This window comes from Brevibacillus agri (assembly GCF_004117055.1).
Lineage (GTDB): Bacteria > Bacillota > Bacilli > Brevibacillales > Brevibacillaceae > Brevibacillus > Brevibacillus agri.
Window position 1 is genome coordinate 4,937,209 of sequence record NZ_CP026363.1, and the last position, 23,102, is coordinate 4,960,310.

At 56.0% G+C, this 23,102-nt stretch carries 29 protein-coding genes, 1 pseudogene and 2 riboswitches; of the genes and pseudogenes, 13 read left to right on the top strand and 17 right to left on the bottom strand.

The annotated features are described in order from the left end of the window. The first annotated feature begins 19 nt into the window (after window positions 1-19). The 3 genes from BA6348_RS24230 to BA6348_RS24240 are packed head-to-tail and all read left to right on the top strand — an operon-like array spanning window position 20 to window position 2,355. Complete coding sequence (locus BA6348_RS24230) at window positions 20-1,060, top strand: DUF294 nucleotidyltransferase-like domain-containing protein (RefSeq protein WP_007783404.1); 1,041 nt, start codon at window positions 20-22, stop codon at window positions 1,058-1,060. 12 nt (window positions 1,061-1,072) lie between these two features. Next, on the top strand, window positions 1,073-1,807 hold the full coding sequence (locus BA6348_RS24235) for an exonuclease domain-containing protein (protein WP_005829991.1): 735 nt from the start codon (window positions 1,073-1,075) through the stop codon (window positions 1,805-1,807). Window positions 1,808-1,851: 44 nt separating this feature from the next. Next, entirely contained in the window at window positions 1,852-2,355 is a 504-nt protein-coding gene (locus tag BA6348_RS24240) for a GNAT family N-acetyltransferase (RefSeq protein ID WP_174768833.1), read from the top strand. Between the two features lie 145 nt (window positions 2,356-2,500). Here BA6348_RS24240 and BA6348_RS24245 read toward each other — a convergent pair whose 3' ends face one another. The 4 genes from BA6348_RS24245 to BA6348_RS24260 all read right to left on the bottom strand — a co-directional run bounded on the left by BA6348_RS24245 (window position 2,501) and on the right by BA6348_RS24260 (window position 5,140). Then, window positions 2,501-2,986, bottom strand: coding sequence for a YbaK/EbsC family protein (locus BA6348_RS24245; RefSeq protein ID WP_025845401.1), 486 nt, complete (start codon window positions 2,984-2,986; stop codon window positions 2,501-2,503). A 58-nt stretch (window positions 2,987-3,044) separates the two neighbouring features. Continuing rightward, window positions 3,045-3,764, bottom strand: coding sequence for an MOSC domain-containing protein (locus BA6348_RS24250; protein ID WP_005829987.1), 720 nt, complete (start codon window positions 3,762-3,764; stop codon window positions 3,045-3,047). A 24-nt stretch (window positions 3,765-3,788) separates the two neighbouring features. Next, a complete protein-coding gene (locus BA6348_RS24255; protein WP_005829985.1) occupies window positions 3,789-4,586 on the bottom strand; it encodes an NAD kinase in 798 nt (265 codons plus the stop codon). Window positions 4,587-4,690: 104 nt separating this feature from the next. After that, window positions 4,691-5,140 carry an NUDIX domain-containing protein gene (locus BA6348_RS24260; RefSeq protein WP_005829984.1) on the bottom strand — a complete coding sequence of 150 codons (450 nt, stop codon included), beginning with the start codon at window positions 5,138-5,140 and terminating at the stop codon, window positions 4,691-4,693. 217 nt (window positions 5,141-5,357) lie between these two features. Between BA6348_RS24260 and BA6348_RS24265 the strand changes: the two genes are divergently transcribed. Beyond that, on the top strand, window positions 5,358-5,696 hold the full coding sequence (locus BA6348_RS24265; RefSeq protein WP_122952698.1) for a hypothetical protein: 339 nt from the start codon (window positions 5,358-5,360) through the stop codon (window positions 5,694-5,696). A 205-nt stretch (window positions 5,697-5,901) separates the two neighbouring features. On the opposite strand, the gene BA6348_RS24270 is transcribed toward BA6348_RS24265, so the two are convergent. From BA6348_RS24270 to BA6348_RS24285, 5 genes and pseudogenes are all read right to left on the bottom strand, one after another. After that, window positions 5,902-6,300, bottom strand: coding sequence for a YugN family protein (locus tag BA6348_RS24270; protein WP_005829981.1), 399 nt, complete (start codon window positions 6,298-6,300; stop codon window positions 5,902-5,904). 149 nt (window positions 6,301-6,449) lie between these two features. Next, complete coding sequence (locus BA6348_RS24275; protein WP_007783414.1) at window positions 6,450-7,337, bottom strand: LSm family protein; 888 nt, start codon at window positions 7,335-7,337, stop codon at window positions 6,450-6,452. 80 nt (window positions 7,338-7,417) lie between these two features. Further along, complete coding sequence (gene thiO, locus BA6348_RS24280) at window positions 7,418-8,554, bottom strand: glycine oxidase ThiO (protein ID WP_005829978.1); 1,137 nt, start codon at window positions 8,552-8,554, stop codon at window positions 7,418-7,420. Between the two features lie 156 nt (window positions 8,555-8,710). After that, a riboswitch (TPP riboswitch) is annotated at window positions 8,711-8,826 on the bottom strand. A 79-nt stretch (window positions 8,827-8,905) separates the two neighbouring features. After that, window positions 8,906-9,124 carry an excisionase family DNA-binding protein gene (locus tag BA6348_RS27890; protein WP_307723519.1) on the bottom strand — a complete coding sequence of 73 codons (219 nt, stop codon included), beginning with the start codon at window positions 9,122-9,124 and terminating at the stop codon, window positions 8,906-8,908. 21 nt (window positions 9,125-9,145) lie between these two features. After that, window positions 9,146-10,495: pseudogene (locus BA6348_RS24285) on the bottom strand (glucose-6-phosphate isomerase); the annotation flags it as partial. 197 nt (window positions 10,496-10,692) lie between these two features. Between BA6348_RS24285 and BA6348_RS24290 the strand changes: the two are divergent. The 3 genes from BA6348_RS24290 to BA6348_RS24300 are packed head-to-tail and all read left to right on the top strand — an operon-like array spanning window position 10,693 to window position 13,917. Further along, on the top strand, window positions 10,693-11,970 hold the full coding sequence (locus tag BA6348_RS24290; protein ID WP_122952700.1) for an efflux RND transporter periplasmic adaptor subunit: 1,278 nt from the start codon (window positions 10,693-10,695) through the stop codon (window positions 11,968-11,970). 40 nt (window positions 11,971-12,010) lie between these two features. Next, window positions 12,011-12,730, top strand: a complete 720-nt coding sequence (locus BA6348_RS24295) for an ABC transporter ATP-binding protein (RefSeq protein WP_007783421.1) — start codon at window positions 12,011-12,013, stop codon at window positions 12,728-12,730. Further along, window positions 12,727-13,917: an ABC transporter permease gene (locus tag BA6348_RS24300; RefSeq protein WP_007783425.1), complete on the top strand. Its 1,191-nt coding sequence runs from the start codon at window positions 12,727-12,729 to the stop codon at window positions 13,915-13,917. The genes BA6348_RS24295 and BA6348_RS24300 overlap by 4 nt, the downstream gene beginning before the upstream one ends. Before the next feature lie 51 nt (window positions 13,918-13,968). Here BA6348_RS24300 and BA6348_RS26940 read toward each other — a convergent pair whose 3' ends face one another. From BA6348_RS26940 to BA6348_RS24305, 3 genes are read right to left on the bottom strand one after another with little or no spacing between them, the layout of a single operon-like run. Continuing rightward, window positions 13,969-14,145: a hypothetical protein gene (locus tag BA6348_RS26940; protein ID WP_007783427.1), complete on the bottom strand. Its 177-nt coding sequence runs from the start codon at window positions 14,143-14,145 to the stop codon at window positions 13,969-13,971. A 51-nt stretch (window positions 14,146-14,196) separates the two neighbouring features. Beyond that, window positions 14,197-14,346, bottom strand: coding sequence for a hypothetical protein (locus tag BA6348_RS26945; RefSeq protein WP_155808584.1), 150 nt, complete (start codon window positions 14,344-14,346; stop codon window positions 14,197-14,199). Continuing rightward, entirely contained in the window at window positions 14,343-14,618 is a 276-nt protein-coding gene (locus BA6348_RS24305; RefSeq protein ID WP_007783428.1) for a YqkE family protein, read from the bottom strand. Before BA6348_RS24305 ends, BA6348_RS26945 begins: the two co-directional genes overlap by 4 nt. Window positions 14,619-14,715: 97 nt before the next feature. On the opposite strand from BA6348_RS24305, the gene sspK reads away from it, so the two are divergent. Then, entirely contained in the window at window positions 14,716-14,847 is a 132-nt protein-coding gene (gene sspK, locus BA6348_RS24310) for a small acid-soluble spore protein K (protein WP_007783429.1), read from the top strand. A 27-nt stretch (window positions 14,848-14,874) separates the two neighbouring features. Here sspK and BA6348_RS24315 read toward each other — a convergent pair whose 3' ends face one another. Beyond that, window positions 14,875-15,711 carry a glycosyltransferase family 2 protein gene (locus BA6348_RS24315; protein ID WP_122952701.1) on the bottom strand — a complete coding sequence of 279 codons (837 nt, stop codon included), beginning with the start codon at window positions 15,709-15,711 and terminating at the stop codon, window positions 14,875-14,877. 173 nt (window positions 15,712-15,884) lie between these two features. On the opposite strand from BA6348_RS24315, the gene BA6348_RS24320 reads away from it, so the two are divergent. From BA6348_RS24320 to BA6348_RS24335, 4 genes are all read left to right on the top strand, one after another. Further along, on the top strand, window positions 15,885-16,238 hold the full coding sequence (locus BA6348_RS24320) for a DUF3905 domain-containing protein (protein WP_026558224.1): 354 nt from the start codon (window positions 15,885-15,887) through the stop codon (window positions 16,236-16,238). Window positions 16,239-16,346: 108 nt separating this feature from the next. Next, window positions 16,347-16,649, top strand: a complete 303-nt coding sequence (locus BA6348_RS24325) for an iron-sulfur cluster biosynthesis family protein (RefSeq protein WP_005829958.1) — start codon at window positions 16,347-16,349, stop codon at window positions 16,647-16,649. Window positions 16,650-16,712: 63 nt separating this feature from the next. Then, window positions 16,713-17,828, top strand: a complete 1,116-nt coding sequence (locus tag BA6348_RS24330) for a site-2 protease family protein (protein ID WP_005829956.1) — start codon at window positions 16,713-16,715, stop codon at window positions 17,826-17,828. Between the two features lie 235 nt (window positions 17,829-18,063). After that, entirely contained in the window at window positions 18,064-19,404 is a 1,341-nt protein-coding gene (locus tag BA6348_RS24335; RefSeq protein ID WP_005829954.1) for a hemolysin family protein, read from the top strand. An 85-nt stretch (window positions 19,405-19,489) separates the two neighbouring features. On the opposite strand, the gene BA6348_RS24340 is transcribed toward BA6348_RS24335, so the two are convergent. The 3 genes from BA6348_RS24340 to BA6348_RS24350 all read right to left on the bottom strand — a co-directional run bounded on the left by BA6348_RS24340 (window position 19,490) and on the right by BA6348_RS24350 (window position 21,315). Beyond that, a complete protein-coding gene (locus BA6348_RS24340; RefSeq protein ID WP_005829952.1) occupies window positions 19,490-20,467 on the bottom strand; it encodes a cation diffusion facilitator family transporter in 978 nt (325 codons plus the stop codon). Window positions 20,468-20,650: 183 nt separating this feature from the next. Then, window positions 20,651-20,965 (bottom strand): DMT family transporter, encoded by a 315-nt coding sequence (locus BA6348_RS24345; RefSeq protein WP_005829950.1) that lies wholly within the window; start codon window positions 20,963-20,965, stop codon window positions 20,651-20,653. Next, complete coding sequence (locus tag BA6348_RS24350; RefSeq protein WP_005829948.1) at window positions 20,962-21,315, bottom strand: DMT family transporter; 354 nt, start codon at window positions 21,313-21,315, stop codon at window positions 20,962-20,964. The genes BA6348_RS24345 and BA6348_RS24350 overlap by 4 nt, the downstream gene beginning before the upstream one ends. Window positions 21,316-21,427: 112 nt before the next feature. Further along, window positions 21,428-21,531: riboswitch (guanidine-I (ykkC/yxkD leader) on the bottom strand. 210 nt (window positions 21,532-21,741) lie between these two features. Between BA6348_RS24350 and BA6348_RS24355 the strand changes: the two genes are divergently transcribed. After that, a complete protein-coding gene (locus BA6348_RS24355) occupies window positions 21,742-22,203 on the top strand; it encodes a low molecular weight protein-tyrosine-phosphatase (RefSeq protein ID WP_005829946.1) in 462 nt (153 codons plus the stop codon). A 28-nt stretch (window positions 22,204-22,231) separates the two neighbouring features. Here the strand turns inward: BA6348_RS24355 and BA6348_RS24360 are convergent, their stop codons facing one another. Then, window positions 22,232-23,041, bottom strand: a complete 810-nt coding sequence (locus BA6348_RS24360) for an alpha/beta hydrolase (RefSeq protein WP_007783439.1) — start codon at window positions 23,039-23,041, stop codon at window positions 22,232-22,234. Between the last annotated feature and the right edge of the window lie 61 nt (window positions 23,042-23,102).

Sequence of the window (23,102 nt, forward strand, 5' to 3'; positions counted from 1 at the left end):
GGTAGCGCGTATCCGGCAGGTGGAATCGTTCGCCGAGCTCGCGCAACTTCGCCAGCAATTGCTTGACCCAGATCCCTTGCGCCAATTGAACCGCGCAGGGGAGATGGCCCCTTTTTCAATCGTAGTGAACTTGATTCACGACAACCTTATCCGCCAGGGCGTTCTGCTTGCCGTAGACGCTCTGGCTAAAAGAGGTGTCGGCACGCCGCCCGTCCCGTTTGCCTTTTTGCAATTCGGCAGCGGCGGGCGCTTCGAGCAGGCCATCATCAGCGACCAGGACAACGGGCTTGTCTACTCGATCCCCGAGCACCTCAACGAAAGCGAGCAGGAGCGGGTTCACGGCTATTTTCAACTGCTGGCCGCGACCATCGTTTCCGGCCTGGAGGAAGCAGGCTATCCGCCTTGCCAGGGCAATGTCACCTGCCTCTCTCCGAAGTGGCGCGGCAGCGTCGACCAATGGATCGACCAGTTGGACAGATGGATCTCTCACCCGGTCTGGGAAAACGCCCGCTATTTGCTGCTGGCAAGCGACGTGCGCGTCCTGTACGGAGAATCGGCCATTTTCGCCCCTGTCCTGGACCGCTTCCGGCAGCTTTTGGCCGGGAATACGTTTTTGCTCGATCGGCTGGTCAGCAACACTTTGCATTACCGCGTGCCGCTCGGCCTGTTCGGAAGGGTGCTGCCCGAGGTCACCGGGCGGTTTCGCGGAGCCATCAACATCAAGTACGGCGTCTATTTGCCGATCGTCAACTGCGTGCGGCATTTCGCCCTGGCGCACGGCATCTTCGTCAGCTCCACGCTTGAGCGGCTGGGCGAGCTGGCGGAAAAAGGCGTGTGGAGCAAAAGCTTTTGCGACGAAATAGCCGCGCATTTTCGGCTGATCCAGGGGCTGCGCCTGACCGCCCTCTTGCACTGGGAGGACGGCCATTACACGAGCAACAGCTACATCAAGCTCAGCAAGCTGTCGCCTGATTCCATCACACAGGTGCGTGAAGCGATGAAGCTCGCCATCCGCCTGCAAAAAATGACGGCGAAGCTCCCGTCCACCTTCAGGGGATAGGAGGAGACGCATTTGGCAAAATGGGACTTCATCGGCCGCTTGTGGAACATGAACCGCGGAATGGCAGGGGTGCCGGGCGACTGGAAGTGGGGGCTTGGCGACGACGACAAACAGCACCAGGCTTATCTTCGCTCCATCTCCAAGGAAGCAAGACACGTCGATTCCAGCGAAAACATACCGCTTGCCGATCTGGAGGTGGTCGTCGTCGACCTGGAGACGACCGGCTTTTACCCCGATCACGGAGACGCGATCATCTCTATCGGCGCGGTGGCGATGCGCGGGGAAAAGCTGCTGCTCGGAGATTCGTTTTACACGCTGGTCAATCCGGGGCGCACGATCCCGCCCCACGTCCGCTCGCTGACCGGGATTACCGACGATATGACTGCGGACGCGCCCGATCTGTTGGAAGCTCTCTCGCGGTTTTTCCGCTTCGTCGGAGATCGTCCGCTCGTCGCCCATCACTCCCGGCATGAGCGCGAATTTTTTCGCTCCGCCCTCTGGAAAACGAGCCGACGACCGCTGACTCACCGGATGCTCGACACGATGCTTTTGATTCGGCTGTTGAGCAACCCGATCGGCAACGGCTCGCTGGACGCCCTCTGCGCCCAGCACGACATCCCGATCTCCCGCAGGCACCACGCCTACTGTGACGCCGTGGCCGCCGGGACGCTGTGGGCGAAGTATTTGACAAAAGCGCAGCAGGCCGGATACACCAATCTCCGGGATGTGTACGAGGCGCTGCGGTAGAACAGGCGAGGAATCGCTGTTTGATTTTGAAGGAGTCGGTATTCATGCTGCTGCAAATCAGGGAAGCTGTTTTGGACGATTTACCTGCCATGCTGGCGATTTACAACCATGCGATTGCCCATCTGGCTGCAACTTTCGACCTGGAGCCGCAGAGTTTGGCCCAGCGCGAAGTCTGGTTTCACAAGCACACTGAAGCTCATCCGCTGCTCGTCGTCGAAGCGGACGGGCAAGTGGTCGGCTATTGCTGCCTTTCTCCTTTTCGCGAAAAGCCGGCGTACAGCAAAACGGTCGAGCTGTCTGTCTACATTGATGCGCAGCAGCGGGGATGCGGTGTCGGTACGGCCTTGATGAGCGACATCTTGCAGCGGGCGGAACAGCTCGGCTACCACACGGTCATCAGCGGCATTACGGGTGGAAACGAGGCAAGTGTGCGGCTTCATGAAAAGTTCGGGTTTACGCTTGCGGGAAAATTCCGGGAGGTGGGCTTCAAATTCGGCGAGTGGCACGATGTGCATTTTTATCAATTGATGCTGGGAAAAGAAGCGTGAAGCTTCCCCTGCGCGAACGAACAAAAGCCGGCAATCCACGGTGTCATGCGGATTGTCGGCTTTGTTTTTGCAAAAAACGTTTCGCCATTTTCCGAAAAGCAGCAGAACTGCTTGTCTGCCTGCGGCCGGCAAAACGGTCATGTTTTTACGAGGCTGGTGCAGCAGCCGCATCGATCTCGACGGCTTTGGTCATGGCAAGCAATGCCGCGTAGGTGACGGGCAAAAGCGATTCGGCAACGCCCGCAGCCGTATAGACGACAGGGAAGCGCCGCAGGGAAGTATCGACGAAGACGGGCACTTCCTCCTGCAACGCAAACGGACAGACAGCGCCTACGCGATAGCCTGTCACCTTTTCCACTTCTTCGGCGGAGGCCATCTTCGCCTTGCCCGAGCCAAAAGCGGCCTTGACCTGCTTGGGATGGATCTTGACATCTCCCGCTGCGACAAACAGCGCAAACTGGTCGCCAGCTCGAAACAGGATCGACTTGGCGATTTGTCCCACCTCGCTGCCCAACGCTTCGGCGGCTGCCTCGGATGTAGGAAGCGGCTGCTCGAACAAAATCGGCTCGATTGCGGGATCGTACTGCTGCACAAAAGCCTTCACTTTTTCTACAGGACTCATCACGGTCATCTTTCGCACCTCCACTAGCCAGTTGCCGAGGCAAAAGCAGTTTGCCTCGCCTTTTTGCCTACTCCAGAATAAACACCTCGTCGCCCTGCGACACCGTACCTGTCGTCACCACAGAGGCGTACACGCCAAAATGGTTTTCGTGGCGCTTCACGCATGCTTTCAGCACAGCCGGGTTTTTCTGCAGCGTATCGGGGTCGATGTTCACGTACATGCAACGCTCGCAATGCTTGGTAACCTGCAAGGTAACATCGTTGATTTGCAGCTTTTTGCCCAGCCATTTGTCTTCTGCGAACGGTTCGTCGTCTTCGAGCACGACGATGAGGTTTCCGCGAAAACGTCTCGGGTCAATCCAGTCGCTGCCGATCACCCGTGCCAGCTCGCGCAGGGAGGCGTCCGTCACCAAAAGAATGTGGTCCTCCCAGTTTTTCCCTCCCTCTGTCGGGAGACTGCGCATCGGTGTCACCGCTCTTTTCGCTGTCTCTGCGACATGGGCGAACAGCGACTCTCCCCACGTATGTACGCTGCCGTCACGCGCTTCAACTTGAACGTCGGGGTATGCTTCTTCGCCCGTCTTTTCCCCCATGCTGGCATGGTAGCCGAGCAGCGCCGGGACGACGTCTGCACTCAAATATTTTCCGCCGCGAGAGTCGTCCAGAAAGTAATAAGCCCGATCGCCGTACAGGCCGAAAACGTCGACCTCCGACGTCGTCAGTTGCTCGCCCTGCATCGCTTTTACCGGATGGCGGAAAATGCTTTGCAGTGTTCCTAGCTTTTTCAATGATATCCCCTCCCCCAAGTCTCTCTATCCTTTGATAAACGAATTGCGCACCCTGCTCCAAAACGTCAGTCGCTTGTAGCGGGCGAATTTGACTTTGCCTTGCCCGACACGGCACATAATGGAGCGCACGCCTCTCCACACCGCCTGCTCGCGATCGAGGCCGATCATGATTTCCGGGTTCATGACAATCAGCTCTACTTCGTGATGCTTGGGCAAAACGAGCGAGCTGTTGATCGTCCGGTACGCCTGGTTGTTGATGGAGGCGATTTCGGACAGTTGGATCGCCTCGATGGACGGATGCACGATCGCTCCATCCACGGCTTTGTTGTAGGCTGTACTCCCCGATGGCGAAGACACGATCAACCCGTCGCCGCGAAACGTCTCCAACTCGTCCCCGTTAATGTAGACGCAAGCGACCAACGTCGAGAGGGACGCGTTGCGCAGGACCAGTTCGTTCAACGCCCATTTTTCGTATCGCTGGCCATCTGCTGTATCAATCCGGCACTGGACCGTCGGATACTCGACGATCGCCGGTTCGGCGTGCAGCAGCCGGTCGACGAACTCATCCAGCTCCTCCGGCCGCCAGTCGGCGTAAAAACCGAGGTGTCCCGTATGAATCCCGACATAGGCCGGCTCCATGCCGTATTGATGGACGGCCTCCAGCAGCGTCCCGTCCCCTCCGATTGAGAGCACCATGTCAGGCTTGGCCTCCGTTCCGTTCACAAACGTGTAAGGACTGCCTGCCTCGCGCAGCTTTTCCTTCAACAAATGTTCTACTTCCCGTGTATAATCGTCATTTCGCAGTACAGTCGCAATCTTCATGCTGGTCTGCCCTCACTTTTATCCTTCGAAGCGGTCAAGTACGCTCGTTTTGTTGATCTCACTATACCACATGGGAAAAGGAGATGCATGGAAACGGCCGAGTCTCACCATCGCTCTTCGCGGAAAGACTGGGCGCAAAATTCCGCCAATCGCTTTCGCGTCGAGGGGGTCATGTCGTCCGGGAGCTGGTCCCACAAAAAGTAGCGCATGTCCCGGACTTCATCGGCGTCGATCTTGCCTGTCCCGGGCTGGATTTGGCAGGCATGGAACAGGGCGATGTGGTCGCGCTTGCCTTCGCGTTCGCTGTAATACAGGTGACAGAGCCTGAGCTCGCCAGCCACGAGGCCGCATTCTTCCCGCAGCTCTCTGCGGGCTGCCTCCCAGAACGATTCTCCTTTTTCGACTCCGCCGCCGGGCAAGTACCAGCCGGGTACATAGGTGTGCCGAATGAGCAGGACGCCTTTTTGTTCGTCGGCCACGATGAGGCGCACTCCGAGAGTCAGCGGCTTGCGGATTTTCCAATACCATTTCGCTATCGCATGGTACCACGCCATGCTGTCGCCTCCTGTCTCCTGTCAGGACGTCGTTTTTCACGGGTGTCTCGGGTCGGTCATTCTGCTGTTAGGGAAATATTACCTGACTAATAGTGGAAAAACAAATCTTTTACAAAGGTTGTTGTTTGTTGTTTTTGGTGATGCGGGGAAAAAGTGAAAACATTGAAAAGAGCGTTTGCCCGTTGCTGTTGGCGAGGCGAGGGAAAAAGCAAAAACATTGAAAAGACCGTTTGCCGTTGCTTTTGGCGAAGGCGAGGCAAAAGCAAAAACATTAAAAAGCCCGTCTGTCGTTGCTTTTGGTGAGGCGAGGAAAGAGGAGAAATCGCTGGAGCTTCTTGGGATACCCGCTGGGGGCTGGACTGCCCGGCTCCGGGGAAAAAGCAAAACCGCGTCCAAAGTGGTCGATTCAGGATGCGGCTCAGAGTGGACGCTTAAAAGCGTGTTTTGCTTTTTCTCCGGAGCCTCGGTCGGTATCCCAAAGAGCTTTCGCGGATTTCTCCTCTTTCCTCGTCAGCGGCTTGCTTGGGTGGGCGTGGGTTTTTTAAAACGTTTGTAAAGAGTTTTTCAAAGATGGGGTTCAGGTTGGCAAAAAGTGCTGTCCGATCCGGGGCGCTCAGGCAAGGCTGGGCTTTCCTCAATCTGTACAATGTTTTTCTGCTAACAGAACCGAACTGAAAAAGCAATTTCATTGAAAATCCATTCCTCGCTGCTGCTTTCAGCAAAGCAAAACAAAAAAGCAGGCCTGCTCCAAGGCCCGCTTTTCATCCGAGACGATTTTCCAGTTCTTTGACGATGGCCTCGGCCTTGCGAATCCAGCGGGGGTCGATCTCGGCATCTTTGTCGAGCGGCTCCTGGAACTGGTTCATCACGGCTGAAGCGACGGGGGCGTAGTAGCCGATATCTTCCTCTACGCCTGTGTTGTAGACGTGGCGCAAAACAAACGGTTCGCCCAGTTCCAGCCACGCGTCGGGGCTGTCGAGCTCGCCCTGCAAGACTTTTACCGGGAGGCGGAGGTACACGGTGTTCCTGTCGTCAAGGGTGCGGTCGAAATAGCCGTGTTCGTAATCCCAATTCGCCAGTGTAAAATGCGGCTCGAGCGACTCGCGGAAATAGCCGAACGTCGCCTTCGTCCCTGGTAAGCTGCTTTGAATTTTCTTCATTTGTATCCCCTGCCTTCGTCACATACTACTGGTAGTGTGCGCCAAAACGGCGGGTTGTACTCACAGGCGAGGGCAGGCAAAACGAGCAACAAGCCTCGCTGCCGGAATTGCGGATGGCAAGAGGCTTGGTAACTCTATGCTTTCAGGTTTTAGAGCAGCGCGATCGTCAAAAGCGTAAACAAGGCGAGCGGAATGATTCTTTTGCCTCTTCGGCACGGACGGCGGCGTTTTTTCCTCGGCACGACGACTGCAGCCGGAGGTGGTGGCGGCGGTGGGTACGGGTAACACGGCTGAGGCGGGTAGGGCGGGAACGGTGGGAACGGCGCCATGTACGGATTGAAGCCGGAATAAGGGCTGACGAAAGGAGCGCCCTCTCCAAACGGACTCACCTGGCCGTACGGAAAGCTCGGACTGCCAAACGGACTTACTTGCCCATATGGCTGGCCCGGACTGCCGAACGGGCTTACCTGCCCAAACGGCTGATTCGGGCTGCCGAACGGACTTACCTGCCCATACGGTTGACCCGGACTGCCGAACGGGCTTACCTGCCCAAACGGCTGATTCGGGCTGCCGAACGGACTTACCTGCCCATACGGCTGGTTCGGGCTGCCGAATGGGCTGATCGGAGCGTATGGATAGCAATCGTCCGCGTAAGGGCTGACTTGACCAGCAGGAGGCCGATTCGGCTGGCTGCTGCTGCCAAGCGGACTGACATCGCCAAACGGCTGGTATCCGCCATATGGATAGCCGTAGGGAGTCCAGTCCGGGTACATGCCCCAGTCTCCATGCGATTTGCGGCTGGCTACCTCTTCGAACTCGTAGTCGTCTTCCTCTGCATCGGGATCGTCCACTTCCACATATACATTCTGATCGTCAAAGTCCACGATCACGCCTTCAAAAATCTGGCCGTCAATCGCTTCAATGCGCACCTTTTTCTCGACGTGTTCTTTGCATATGTTGTGCACATTTTCACGCATATCCTTTATCAGACTGACCGTCTGGACGTCAGCCTGGTACAGGTTTTTTTCAGACTGCATGGAAACTCCTCCCCTTCTGGTGTTTCTTTATTACCATATACAGGTGCCCATGGGGAGGTGTACCGGGTTTGCAGTTCGGACTAGCCCATTTTGTTCGACGTTTCGTCTGTTTTTGCCAAAAAGCGGGATGGCAAAAACGGCGTCAGACGCTCTGTCTCGCCTTTTTCCAGGTAGTCGGCCATCCATTTCGCGGTAGCCGGGGACAGCAAGATGCCGTTGCGGAAGTGCCCTCCGGCAATCGAAAGCCCGTCCCAGCCGGGCACGGGACCAAGCAGCGGCTTGCCATCTGCGGTAGCTGGCCGCAGTCCGCCCCACGCCTCCAGAAAAGCAGCGCCGTGCAAGGCCGGGACGTACGGCATGACTCCGTTCAGGATGCTGGCCAAGCCCGCCATTGTAACTTCGCGCTGAAAGCCGCTTTCGTCTTCTGTCGCGCCGATGACGATTTTCCCGTCCTTCTTCGGCGTGATGTAGCCGGAGGTGCCAAAAATGACGGTGCGAAGCGGGATGCCTGCGGAGGATACCGCCGCGATCTGGCCGCGAACCGGGCGAACGGGAATCGAAACGCCGAGCATTTCCAGCATGATGCCCGCCCACGCGCCTGACGTGATGATCGTTTGCTCCGCCCGCAGCGGTCCAAGCGAACTCTCCACGCCGACTACCCGGCCGCCTTTTACCGCGATGCCGCTCACGACACAGCCTGCGTGCAACGCGACGCCTTGCAGCCGGCATGCTGTCACCAGAGCGCGCAGCAGCATGCGGTTGTTGATATGCCCTTCGTACGGAGAGTAGATGGCTGCCTGCGCCTGCTCGGTCAAAAGCGGCTCCACCTCAGCCAGTTGCTGCCGCTCCGTCAAAAGGTGGACGCTGTGCCCCGCTTCTTTTTGCCAATGGTACTTCGCCAAAAGCTGTGCCTGCTCGTCATCGTTGAGCGCGACCGTCAGCAGCCCTTCCAGGCTGAGCTGGACGTCTCCTCCGGTAAACTCTTCCAGCTCGGCCGCCCACTGCGGGTAATAGGCCAGCGAAGTCATGCCCAGATCGAGCATCGGGCCTGGGGCCGTAAACTCCTTCAACGGCGCGAGCATCCCCGCCGCCGCAGAAGACGCCTGTCCGCCCCATTCTCCCTGCTCGACCAGCGTGACGCTCCTTCCTCTTCGTGACAACTCATAAGCCAGACTTAATCCGATAATTCCTCCACCCACTACGAGACAATCGCTCAATTTTTCTCTCTCCTCGCTTGTTGTAATCTCTTCGGGGCCGTTCGAAAGCGCCGTTGTAGCCAAAAGCCCCTGGCGCAGTCGACAAAATGAAAAAAACCACCTTCTCCTTCGCAGGAAAAGGCGGGCTTCATACGCATCGTAACCAAATAAAAAAGCGCTGTTTGCCGGCAACCGTATCCCTGCGCCGGCATGATCCGGATCAGGTGCAATGGGTCGACGGTCGTTGCTTCCATCCTCTCAGCCCCGCATGAAGGACTCCCCGAGTTGCTTGATCTTTTATTTTCGTTCACCCACCAAGTATAGTCCTCTTGGGCGCGATCTGACAAGATGGTCTGCGCTTTCATCCTCAGCTTAATCCTCGTCTTTCACATCGTAGCTTTCCGGAACCGTCTCGTGACGCGCCGCTTCCTCGAACTCGCGAAGCTTGCGCATTTCCTCCAGATGGTGATTGAACTGCTCCTTGTTGATGATGTACTCGTTGCCGTCGTGGAGAGCGCGGATTTTGCCCTGATGAATTTTTTCCAAAATAAACGTTTCAGGAAGCTCCAAATACGCCGCTGTCTCCTCCACAGTCAAATACGTCTTGTTCTCGCGCAATCTTGCCTCCAGTTCCGCTTTCTGCTGCTCGAATCCAGGTTTTCCCAGAAGGGCGAACATGTTGGCCTTGTACGCCTCCACCCCGGGCTGATCGAACGGGTTGACCCCTAGCAAATAGCCGCTGATCCCGCACGCCTTTTCAAAAAAGTAGATCAGGGCGCCGAGATGGTACGCTGTCGCCTCTGGCATCTCCACAAGCAGGTTCGGTACGCCGCCATCTACATGGGCCAGTACCGTTCCCTCGAAAGCCTTTTTATTGACAAACCCCATCCGCTTGCCGGACAGGAAGTTCAACCCGTCCACATCGAGCGGGTCCTCCTGCACGGTCACGTCGACGGCGGGCTTGTTGACCGTAACAACCGTTTCAAACAACTGCCGCATGCCGTCCTGTATGTACTGCCCCAACGAGTGCAGGTCCGTGGAAAACTCGGCTGACGCGGGAAAAATTCCTTTGCCGTCTTTTCCTTCCGACTCCCCGAAAAGCTGCTTCCACCACTCCGCGAAAAAGCGGAACTGCGGCTCGTAGCTGACCAGAAGCTCCACGGTTTTACCTTTGCGGTACAGCGCATTGCGAATCGCCGCATACTGGTAGCACGGATTTTCGTACAAATCCATGACCATGTAGCGCTCGCTCGCGTCTTGCGCGCCCTTCATCAGCGCGTCCAGATCGGCCCCGCTCACTGCGATTGGCAACAGTCCGACTGCGGTCAGGACGGAAAAACGTCCGCCGATATCGTCCGGAATGACGAAGCTTTCGTACCCTTCGTCCTCCGCGAGTCTTTTTAAGGCGCCGCGCGTTTTGTCCGTCGTAACATAGATGCGCTTCTTCGCCTGCTCGCGGCCGTACTTGTTCTCCAGCCAGGTGCGCAGCAGCCGAAAAGCGATCGCGGGCTCTGTCGTCGTGCCCGACTTCGAGATGACATTGATGGACACGTCTTTTCCTTCGAGCACGTCCATCAGATGAGAGATATAAACCGGGCTGATATTGTTCCCGACAAAATAAATTTCCGGAAAACGCCGCTTCGACTTCGGCAGCAAATTGTAAAAGCTGTGGCCCAAAATGTCCAGTACAGCTTTCGCCCCTAAATATGAACCCCCGATTCCAATTACCAAAAGCACATCCGAATCAGCCTGGATACGCGCCGCCGCCTGGCGAATCCGCTCAAATTCAGCGCGGTCGTACCTCTGCGGCCAATCAACCCAACCGAGATAGTCTCTGCCTGGACCCGTTCTTTTGTGCAACATCTCATGCGCCTGCCCGATCGCCGGGGCAAGCTGCTCCCACTCATGCTGTCTCACAAAGGCGCGTGCATTAGAGTAATCAAATCGAATCGCTTGGTTCATGGCTCCCCTCCCAAGGAACGTCATCTATTTTCTTATCTTATCACGCCAAAAGCCAGAAAGTTGCTTTCCGTCAAAACATCACAAAATGTGAGCAAATCGTGAACAATTCGCCACAAGTGTTACCTTTTTCCAGACCTGGCGTAAGACTTCACCGAGCAAAGAAATAATACGGTTCCTAACAGCAAGGAGAAATGAACATGAAAAAACGGTGGTGGATCATCGGTTCCGTGGTCGTCCTGCTCGGTGCGGGCTTCGTCGGAATCAACATGATGGGCTCTCAGCAAGCCATGGGCATGCCGGTAAACATCGGGGCTCCGACCAAGTCAGTCCTGGAGAGCAAAATTTTGACCTCGGGGATCGTCACGGTAGAGGACAAGCAAAAGCAGTATGCCAACGTAACCGGAACCTTGCGCGAGTTTGTGGTGAAGGAAGGCGACAAGGTCAAGAAAGGCCAGGTCATCGCAAAAATCGACACCTCGGATGTCGACGGCAGACTGCTTGATCTGGAAGCGCAAATGGAAGTAGCCAAAGCCAATCTGGCAAAAGCCCAGATCGGGGCAGAGCCGGAAGAAGTGGCGCAGGAGCGCGAGCGGGTCAATCAGGCCCAGCGCGAATACGACGCAGCCAAACGCGAGTACGATCGGATCCAGCAACTGTTCGCTTCGGGGGCTTCCACGCAGCAAGAGTTGGACAAGGCCAAATCTGTTTTGGACAACGCCCAGTCTTCCCTGAATGTCACGAAGCAACAGTTTGCCCTCAAGCAAAAAGGGCCGCGCAAGGAAGACATCGCCGCCCAGCAGGCGCAAATCAACAAGCTGGCCGTAGAGCGCAGCCAGTTGGAAAAAGAGCGCGTGCAAAGCGTCCTCGTCGCGCCGATGGACGGAACAGTCATTGGCGTGGCGGCCGAGAACGGCCAATACGTCAGCAAAGGCACGGAAATTTTGACGCTGGCCAACCTGAACAACCTGCTCATTCAGGCTGATATTAACGAGTCGGACGTCGGCAAACTGAAAATCGGCCAGTCCGCGACGATTGAAGGAATTACGCTGGGCAAGCAACTGCTGAACGCCCAAATTACCCGGATCGCGCCGATCGCGACCACTACGCAAAGCAGTTCGGGCCAAGGCGAAAAAACGCGCGTCAAAGTCATCCTCAAGCCGCAGGGCGATTTGAGCGCACTGAAGCCAGGCTTCCACGTGGACATCAACATCATGGTGGAAAAAATCGAAAACGCCCTGCAAGTTCCCATCGAGTCCGTTCAGCAGGACGCCGATGGCAGCACCTTCATATGGATCTCCGCTGACGGCATCGCCAAGAAGCAAAAAGTCGTTACAGGCACAGAAAATGAGCTGTTCTCCCACATCAAGTCGGGACTGTCAGGAGACGAACAAATCATTTTGGGACCTGTCGACGCTCTGAGCGAAGGAGCTGCGGTCATGCCGATAAGCGGCGGTGCTGCTGCGCTGGGCATGTAACGACTGGACGCGTTCCACGTAAAAAGGAGGTCAGCCGACAATGCTTCAGGTAGAAGGCTTGACGAAATCATACAAGACAGGCGATACTACCCTCCCGATCCTGAAAGGCGTCTCCCTGCTAGTGGAAAAAGGCGAATTTGTCGCCATCATGGGACCATCGGGATCAGGGAAATCGACGTTCATGAACATGCTGGGCTGCCTGGATCGTCCGGACTCGGGGACGTACATTCTCGACGGCATCGAGGTCAGCAGCCTCAAGGACAAGCAGCTCGCCTATGTTCGCAATCAAAAAATCGGCTTCGTTTTTCAATCGTTCAATCTGCTCGCGCGCTCCACTTCTTTGCACAACGTGGAGCTGCCGATGATGTACGCCAACATCAGCCGCTCGGAAAGACGCAGTCGCGCCACCGAAGCGCTGAAGCGAGTCGGGCTTGCTGAGCGCATGAACCACAAGCCGACACAGCTTTCCGGCGGACAAAAGCAGCGGGTCGCCATCGCCAGAGCGCTGGTCAATCGACCCGCCATCCTGTTGGCCGACGAACCGACAGGGAACCTGGACAGCCGCTCCGGCGTCGAGATCATGGCGATGTTCCAGGAGCTGCACGCCCAGGGCGTCACGATCATTCTCGTCACGCACGAACTGGACATCGCCCAGCACGCCGAACGGATCGTCACCTTCAAGGACGGCGTCATCGTCCGCGACGAACGGGTCGAGGAACGAATTTTCTCTACCCCGTCTGACGAGGTGATTGTCACATGAATTTTATGGAGAGCTTTTACACCGCCCTGGAAGGCATCTGGGCGAACAAAATGCGTTCCTGCCTGACCATGCTCGGCATCATCATCGGCATCACCTCCGTCATCGCCGTAACGACACTTGGCGAAGGCGGACAAAAAGCGATTAACGACGAGATGGAAAAATTCGGCCAGAACACGTTCAACGTCTTCATCAACTGGGATACGAAGGAAGAGATAGCCGCAGACGACCTGACCATCGAGGACGCCGAGGTACTCAGCCGAATCAGCCCGGCAATCGAGTACATCGTCCCGTACAACTCCAATACAATCGAACTGAAAGGCCCGAAAAAAGAAGAGCGGGTCAACCTGACCGCCAGCACCCCCGACTACTTTGCCATGCAGAAGACGATGAAAGTGGCCAAAGGACGCCTGTTCAACAGCGCGGATGACAAGGAGCAGCGCGCCGTCGTCGTGCTGGAGGACAAGCTCGGCGAAAAGCTGTTCGGCCAGATGAACCCGATCGGCCAGCGCGTGCGCTGGGGCAACAACTCGCTCGTCGTCATCGGTACGTACACAGAGGAAAAGTTCAAGTTTGACATGGGAGCAGAGACGTTTGGCGCGGTTGTCCCCATCCGTTATTACCACAGCCTGCAGGAAGAGCCATCCGTCCAGATGTTCATGGGCAAAGCCGTGGACAAGCCGTCTGTCGACCCTGCCATGCAGCAAGTCAAGCAGTATTTGACCCGCAAGCATCAAAAACAAGACCACTACATGGTGCGCAGCATGCAGGAATCGGTCGATCAGTTCAACCAGTTGACAGGCACATTGACACTGATCTTCAGCGTCATCGCCGGAATCTCGCTCGTCGTCGGCGGGGTCGGCGTCATGAACATCATGCTCGTTTCCGTCACAGAGCGCACGCGGGAAATCGGGATTCGCAAGGCGCTCGGGGCAAGGCGCAGCGACATTTTGATCCAGTTTCTGATCGAATCCGTCATCGTCTGCCTGATCGGCGGCTTGATCGGGGTCCTGTTCGGACTGGGCATCGCCGCCCTGATTGCGCAGTTTGCCAATCTGCCGCCGCTTCTGTCCTGGAACAGCGTGTTCATCGCCTTTGGCTTCTCCAGCGCAATCGGCATCTTTTTCGGCCTGTATCCGGCCAACAAGGCCGCCAAGCTGGACCCGATCGAAGCGCTTCGCTACGAATAATTTCAGCAACAAAAAACATGCACCTGTGCAGCTTGAGCCACAGGTGCATGTTTATGTTGGAAACGTATCAGTCATCAGCTTCAAAAGAAAAAAAAGCGCAATCCCGACACTCGCGACTGTCCACCAGAGCGTTTTGCTGTCCGTCTTGTCTGCCTTGTAGATACCGCTCAGCTTCCAGGTGCCTACAGCTACACAAAGGAGACTGAGCAGGAGCAGGATTGTCCCCATGGTCTCCCTCCTTTCCCCTCTCCTAGCTATATGGGGAAGGAGGGAAAAAAATCACTCCTTGGGCTGCTTTTTCCCTAACCGGCCAAGGACTTGCTGGCCGCGCTGCTTGATCGACTCATCCTTGAGAGCGAGCTGCCGTTTTTTCATCAGGCCGTTTTTCGACGTATCCGGCCTCTCCGTCTGCCGTCCATCACGCATCAACTGTACTTGCCTCCGCCTTTTTTGTCGTAGTCGGCCAGCAGTTCCGCAAAGCTTTTGTTGCGCTCGCGCTCTTCCTGCTCGCGGCGCTTTTGCTCGGCCGCTTCCTTCGCCTTGCGCTCGCTTTCGGACTTCATTTCTTTTTCCAACTGCTTCAGCTTGGCCAATGCATCCGCATTCACCATATCCTTCAGGCTACCGAGAGAAGATTTCGCTTCTGTCGCTGTATCCAGGTTTTGACGTTGTGGTTGCTGTTTTTGTTTTTTCTTCGCCATGTGAGCTGCCATCCTTTCCCTATCGAATTCACGCCCATTCTCCAGCGCCTTTTGGGTCATACTATTTTTACGCTTCGCATGAAGAGGAGGACGAGACATGGTACGCAATAAAGCAAAAGACTTTGGAAAAACCGCAGAAATTCGTGGCCCAAAAGCCCAGTCTGAAGCCGTCCGTTCCAACGGTTCCATTAATAGTGAACCACAAGAGCGGTTAAAAGAAAACCGTTAGGCACAAAGTAAACCGCCGGGGCTATGGTCATGCCCGGCGGTTTTTTTTCGTCGGCTGGCTGCTTGCGCCCAGTCTTTTTTGCACACACTCCTGCTTCAATAGCGTCAGCTTATCGTCCAACTGGAATTGGCAGCCATTTTTTAACAAACGTTTTCCGAGATCGCGCTCCATCTCAATCCGCGGCAGCTCGCGAAAAAGTCCTGCTTTTTGCAGGCTTTCCCGCCGCAGCGAGACGTGCTGGGTGTCAAACAGCGTCCACGGCGAGCGGTGCCGCGCCAGCTTCGCCCCGTATTTCTCCCGGGCGGCCAGCCGCTTCTGCGCGATTGGACAGGGCAAGCCGATGTGAAATGGCAAGCCGTTTACAATCTGGCTCTCTTCCAGCAAAGGGACTGTTTCCACAAGCGTATGCGGCCGCTTCACATGCGGGTATTGCTCCAGCCAGAGCTGGCACTCCGCATGCTGTGTCGCGCTGAAGCCCGGCTCATACACCGAATAGATTCGTTTTCGATCCTGCCCGAGCAAGACCAGGTGGCTCGCTTTTTCATGTGCCTGCTGATGCACGCCGATGAAGCTGCGGGGTACGATCATCTGGGCAGCGAGGAAGACGATCAGCTCGCCGCGCGCCAACTGTATCCCTGTGTTCAGCAGGTGGGCAAGCGGTTTTTTGGCCCGAAACTGCACGTAGTTCAGCGGAAAATGAGCGGTAAACCGGGACAGCTTTTCCCTCGTCGCATCCGTTGAGGTGTTGTCCAGCACGATCACCTCGAACGCCTCGAAGGCGCAGTATTGCAGGTTGAAGCCGAACAACGTGTACAACAGTTGATCGTCTGCGTTTTTGGCAGGAATAACGACACTGGTCAGCATCGAATCTCCCCCTTTTTGTAGCATATGCAGGTGGCGGCAACTTGGGCTGGGCTTGGGTCGCGGCCATGCTTGCGCGCTGCTCGCCGTATAAGGGAAATGCGACTGATGCATGCTAAAAGCGAGCATGCCTCGCTGGCAAACATACGGCTGTGTGGATAAAGGAGGTCCAACGAATGGACAACGACCAGAAAAACAACGAGAAGACGAAGGATATTTCCCTCGATGGAACCTTGCCGCATCAGATCAGCGCGCCTGACTTCAAAAAATCGTCCCGCACGATCCAGCGACCTTTTGTCAACGAGTTTGGTGTGGTGATCGGAGACAGCCAGTACGAATCCAAAGAATCCCCGTTGAACAACTGGAACACTGACACCGACCCTTCGATCATGGCAGGCGACCAATGGGTGCACCCGACCAACGACATCGGCTGGAACTCCTACGAAAACAAGGAGCTTTTGGAGGACAGACCCATAGGCAATGCCCGCTTCATGCATCCGACGAAAGACGTCAGCAAAGGCAAGGATTAACCGCTGTCCGTAAAAAAGACCGCCCATTCGGAAAAGACAGGCCAACCGAATGGGCGTTTTTGGTTTGTGTGTTACAATGGGCTTGAAACGATGGAAAGGAGCTTGCCCATGAGCATCACACTTGCGATAGAGCCCGCATTCTCTCTCGCCTACCAGCGCTATGCGGAATTTCGACCGGGCGATACGCTGCGGCTGTACGTACGGACAAGCGGACCCGGAACGGGCGGACTGTTTTATGCGATTGAAAAAGACGAGGCCATGCCTGGTGACGCCGTTTTCGAAGTGGAAGGCTTGCGCTTTGTGATCCGGCCGACCGATTTCTGGTTTTTCGACGGCGGACAGCTCGGCTTTGATCCTACATACGGAGAGTACGGCTTTCGCTTCGCGAATCCGCGCCTGGAAGGCCAGTAGAAACTTTCCCGGGCGTCGTCCGTATGAAAGAAAGACTGCCATGACGTATGGGAGGAGCTTTTGATGAAAAAAAGTCGTTCGGTCCTCTTGGCCATCGGTGCTTTTTTGCTGGCCAATTTCAAATGGTTAATCGGCATCCTGAAGTTTTCCAAATTCGGCACGACCTTGTTGTCAATGGTCATCAGCCTGTGGGCGTACGCCATGTTTTACGGCTGGAAGTTCGCCGTGGCGCTCGTCTACCTGATCTTCGTCCATGAAATGGGGCACGTCATCGCTGCCAAACGAAAAGGCATCGCGACTTCGCCAGCCGTCTTCATCCCGTTTGCGGGTGCTTTTATATCCATGAAAGACATGCCGCGCGATGCCAAAACAGAGGCCTATCTCGCTTACGGCGGACCGCTTGCCGGCATGATTGCCTTTTTGCCTGCCCTGCCGCTGTACTGGTGGACGCAGGACCCGTTCTGGGCATTGGTCATTTACCTCGGCGCCCTGCTCAACCTGTTCAATTTGCTGCCTGTCTCTCCGCTCGATGGCGGGCGGATCGTCTCTGTGCTGTCCACAAAAATCTGGTTCTTCGGGCTGGTCGGACTGGGGATCATGCTGTTTGCCAATCCGGGGCCTATCATGGTGCTCATCTTCATCATCGGCCTGATTACGTGGTGGAGTCGGCTGCGGGAAAGCTACCAGCACCAGGTGCTCCAGTACGAGCGGGACAAAATCGCCGACTTTTTGCAGAGCATCGCCCAATGGCCCGAGCTGGAAACGACCTGGGACACGCGCGTTCGCCTGAACGAAGAGGTCACCGCGCTCAACCAGGCAGAGCCGGACAAAGGCTTCCTCGTCCCTTTTCTCCAGGACGAAAAACGCCTCATCCGCGACCGGAAGCGTCTGGACAAGGTGTACATGAACAGAAAATGGGAACTGTTCAAGCAATGGGAGCGCGAGCCGATTCTCTTCATCGACTCGGACCCGCTGCGCCCTGCCCCTTCCGAATTGCTGCGCGAAGCAGAGCAAATGGCTCGTCAGCGGCTGACGGAAGTCGAAGAGCAAATGCATCGGCTGACGACGTACTATGTAGCACCGGCGGCAACCAAGTGGAAAGTGCTGGCTGCCTACCTCGGCCTGGCCGCTGTCCTGTCGGCCTTCTTCGTCTACGGACAGCAGATTTTGCACAGGTAGCGCGGGCTTTTTCGCCTCGGTCCCGCCTGCCTGGAGCGGACAGTTTGACCATCTGTGACCTTCTGCGGCCTTCTGTGGGCGCAAAATCGTGCGCTATGGATACCTGAAGGTCGCTCTTCCCCAGCAAGGGGTCAGAAACGGCTGCTACGGTGATTTATCGCTTTTGAGAGTTGTCGCCAAACAGAGTAAAATAGAAGCGTACATTCATAATATTCCAGAGAGGATGACTTTTTACTTGGACACCGTCCCGATAGTGCTCAACCTGCTGCTTGTCATATTTCTTGTTTTTCTCAACGGCTTTTTCGTCGCCGCTGAGTTCGCTCTCGTCAAGGTGCGGCAAACGCGCCTGACGCAAATGGTGAATGAAGGAAACAAACGCGCTGTTTACGCCCAAAAAGTAACGCAAAAGCTGGATGGCTACCTGTCTGCTTGTCAGGTCGGGATCACTCTCGCCTCGCTCGGACTGGGGTGGGTCGGGGAACCGGCTATCGCCCACATGATTGTCGAACCGCTGCTCGGTTCAACAGGGATGCCTGACTATCTGATTTCTGCGATCTCTTTTGGGATAGCGTTTGCGATCATTACCTTCCTGCACATTGTCCTGGGTGAACTGGCGCCGAAATCATTGGCCATTCAAAAAGCAGAAGTGACTTCGCTGTGGGTTGCCGCGCCATTGATGTTTTTCTATAAATTGCTTTACCCGGCGATCTGGTTTTTGAACGGAACAGCCAACGCCCTGATGAAACGCTTTGGCCTCGAAGCTATTTCGGAGCATGAAGCGGCTCACACGGAAGAAGAAATTCGCATTCTCGTCAACCAGAGCCACCAAAGCGGCCATATCGACCAAACCGAGCTGGCGCTGGTGGAACACGTTTTCGACTTTTCCGAAACCCTTGCCCGGGAGACGATGATCCCGCGCATCGACATGGTTTGCTTATATAGCACGAACACCTTTGAAGAAAACCTGGAGATCATCCGCACCCAGCGACACACCCGTTTCCCTGTAGCGGATGATGACAAAGACAATATCATCGGCTTTGTCCACGCGACCGACTTTTACCTCGCGGCCCTGCAAGACGGGCATGTCGAGCTGGATTCGCTGCTCCGCCCGGTTCTGACTGTTCCGGAAACGATGGAAATCAGTACGGTCCTGCGCCTGATGCAGAAAAAACGCTCGCAGCTCGCGATTGTCATCGACGAGTACGGCGGTACAGCCGGACTGGTGACCATGGAAGATATTTTGGAAGAAATCGTCGGCGATATCCAGGACGAGTTCGACGAGGAAAGACCGGAGATCGAAAAGCTGGAAAACGGCCTCTCCGTATCCGGCATGCTGACGCTCGCTGACTTGAACGACCACCTTCCGTTCGAACTGGAATCGGAAGACGTGGACACGATCGGCGGCTGGCTGTACAGCCAACTGGAAGAAGATATCGCGGTGGGCGCTACGGTAGAATGGGAAGGCCATTTGTTCACCGTCAAGCAGATGGATAATCACCGCGTCACGCGCGTGCTGATTACGCCGATCAAAAGCGATGAAGCACAGCAGCCGGAAGAGCTTTTGACCGTCTCCTGATCGCCTGCGCATCGCAATCAATAGCGAAAGCCCCTCACCTTGCAGCATAAGGTGAGGGGCTTTTTTTCCTGTTAATTCGCCGGGGTCAGGTTGTTTCGAGGATGTTCGGCCGCTCCCAGTCGCTTACGCCGTTGTCCTCCAGAATGCCCATCGTCACGTCGCTGATGTCCGGATCGGTCAGCAGGCTGTCCCTGATGCGGTATTTGATGTCGTCCGCTACCGCCAGCGTCAGGCCCGTCCGCAGCTCCACGTAGCACTCCACATGGTAAAACCGCCCTTCCTGGACGATCCGCAGCCGGTTGATATCGACCACATCCGGATCGGCAAAAATGATCGCGGCAACCCGGTCCTCCACTTCTTTCGGAGCCGCTACCCCGATCAGTCCGACCATGTTGTCGTACCCGACCTTGAACGCTACGCCGACCATCAAAATGCCAATCAGGATCGTCGCGATGCCGTCCAGGAGGGCAAATGTCGTAAACTGCGTGACAATGACCGCGATCAAGGCCAATAGCGCGCCTGTCGTAGCCACGATGTCCTCGTAAAAGACGAGGCGCGTCGGCGGCGCCGCCCGTCCCACATGGCGAAAAGCAGCGGGGACGATCGCCCAGCCCTTCGCGTCGACACGGGTTTCGTGGACGATCTCTTTCATCGCTTTGACCAGCACGTAGCCGTCGACGACAATCGCCAGGAACAAAATGATAAAATTAAGCCAGAAGTGACTGGAATGCGCAGGCTCCTTGAGCAGATGGAAGCCTTCCATGATCGTTTCGTACGCCATGATCGTCACGACGATGACCGCGATCATGCAAAACAGGTTGATAACGCGGCCAAATCCGGTCGGAAACCGCGGCGTCGGCTTTTTCTCCGCCAGCACGCTGCCGAAAAAGACGAAGCCCTGGTTCACCGCATCGGCAATCGAGTGCATCGCCGACGCAAACATGGCCCCGCTGCCGCTGTACGCAGCGGCGACCCCTTTGACAATCGCCAGGCCCATATTGCCCAAGGCGGCCGTAGCCGAAGATGTGTTTCCTTTTTTTAACGTTGCCCAAAAAGAGCCCATGCTGCCATGTATCCCCCTCGAAAAAAATCCTGTTCTTGTTTACTATTCCCCACGAAGAACCATCGTCCCTTTTCAAAAAAAGGAAAAAAATGAAAACAAGCGCCGTTGGCCGAATCAACAGTGCGGCGCCGCTTCCGGGCAGCAGCTCTCCAGGAGCCATCTGTTTCGATAGCAGCCGTGCCTTTACGCCAGCAGCTTCAAACCTGCCACCGACACGATGACCAGCCCGATGAACAACAGCCGCAGCCCGTCTTTTGGTTCTCCGTAAAACAGCATGCCTACGAGGGCGCTTCCCACCGTGCCGATGCCCGTCCAGACCGCATACGCCGTCCCCATCGGAATCTCGCGCATCGCCACAGACAGCAAGAGAAAGCTGAGCGAAAATCCGCCGAGCAGCACCGCCCAGGAGCGCAGGGACGGCTTCTGATTCACCTGCGAAATCCCCATGACACCAACTACCTCAAACAGTCCGGCCAAGATCAGGGACACCCATGTCATGCGACTTCCCCCTCCTTGTGCGCATCTCCCTCATGCTCATGCGTGACCAGCTTCAACCCGATAATGCCGACGAGCAGCAGAGCGATCAGCCCTACCTTGGCCCAACTGAACGGCTCCTGAAAAACGGCCATCTCGACGATCACCGTACCCGCTGTTCCCAGTCCGACAAAGACGGCGTACACCGTGCTCGTCGGCAGCCGCTTGCCCGAATAGATCAATACCGCGAAGCTGACCAGAATCGCGACAACGGTCAGCAGCCACTCCCAAAAACTGTCGGCGTGCTTCAAGCCCGCTACCCACATCACCTCAAACATTGCAGCGGCCACAACCAAAAGCCAGTTCTTTCCCACCACAATCCCTCCTTTTGTCTATCGTTCCCCAAGCGCAGCTTGCGCGCAGGCTCATCCGGAGCACCTTTTTCACACAAGCAAAAAAAGCCGCGGGCGAATACCGTCTCAGATATTCTCCCGGGCTTTTATCCCTCCGTGTACACGGCCGCAGCCGTGCGTTTTCTCTCGGTCCAGTCCGGCCAGCCTCCTGACCGCGGAACCCTAGAAAACGTATCGTATGCAATTCGAACATGGGGTAACTGGCTCTTATTGTAGCAAAAGCAAGGCGATTTTTGCAAGAACTGCGAGCAGGACACGTACGGGCGCGGAAAACCAGCCTGCTTTTTAGCCGTCGGGCAGTTTTTTTCAAAAACAGCTTCTTGTGCTATTCTAGCTAAATAGAAAGATCGTCCCAAACCGATCAAAACAGTGAGGAGGAGAAAACCGATGACAAGCGTACTGTTTGTCTGCCTCGGCAATATTTGCCGCTCCCCCATGGCGGAAGCCGTTTTTCGCCATCTCGCGGAGCAGGAAGGCTTGGCCGGGGACATTTCCATCGATTCGGCGGGAATTGGCGGCTGGCACGCGGGTGAGCCGCCGCACAAAGGCACGCAAAAAGTTTTGACCGAAAAAGGCATCGCCTGCGACACGCTGCGCGCCCGCCAGATTACCCGCAACGATTTTGCCGAGTACGACTACGTCGTATGCATGGACGACGAAAATTTGGCCGCGCTCATGAAAATGGCTCCCGCAGGCAAAAAAGTGTACCGCCTGCTCGATTTTGCCCACGCCGTCCAGGAGCAAAACGTGGAAGACCCGTACTACACAGGGCGCTTTTCCTACGTCTACGACCTGGTGGAAGCTGGCTGCCGCGGTCTTTTGGCAGAAATCAAACGCAAAAAGGGATAGCCCGCTTGTCAGGGCATCCCTTTCTTTTTTATACTGCCACTGTTTTTTCCGCCCACAGCCGTCCCAGCCAGCTTACGGTGTTGCCGATCAGCTTGCTGTAGCTGTCCGCAGATGAAAACGTGTGGTCCCCGCCTACAATCACTTCGGTTTCGCACGCGCCTCGTCTGCGCAAACGCAGCTCCCGCTCATAATGGAACATCGCATCGACAGGAATCACATCGTCGCGATTACCGTGCAAAATGAGGACATCCCCCTCAAACTGCTTGGCGTGGCGCAGCGGCTGGGCTCCGTTCAACGATTGGAAAAACCGCCCGGAGAGCAAATAGCCGTTGTGATCCGTTGTCCCTAATGCAAGCGCGTCCTGGTACTCGTTTTCCCCGACAATCCGCACAATGTCGTCAAACGGCTGCGCTACCGGAGCCCACAGCGCGAGCGAGTGAATCCGCTTGTCCTGGCTTGCCGTCAGAACGGAAACGGCTCCGCCAAGGCTGTGCCCAAGCAGCGTAATCCGCTCCTGGTCGACATGCTCCAGCCCTGCAGCGTAATCGAGCACGTCACGCGTCTGCTTCAAAAGCACATCCAGCCCGCCAGCCCCGTAGTCGCCGTCGCTTTCCCCGCAGCCGCCGTAGTCGAAGCGCAATACGCCAAACCCGTGCGCGGCGAGTTCTCTGGCGGCCTTTACAAACAAGCGGTTGACGCCAATCCGACTGCCGATAAAGCCGTGGCAGATCACAACCAATGGGTATTTTGCGACCGTTCTGCCGTTTTCCTGCTCTGGCTCATGCAACGTTGCCGCCAACGTAACTGTATCGCTTGGAATATGTAATGTCCGTTCCAAAGAACTCACCTCTTTTATTTATAGTATTCCGAGTAGTTTACTTTGTTATTGACTTTATTAT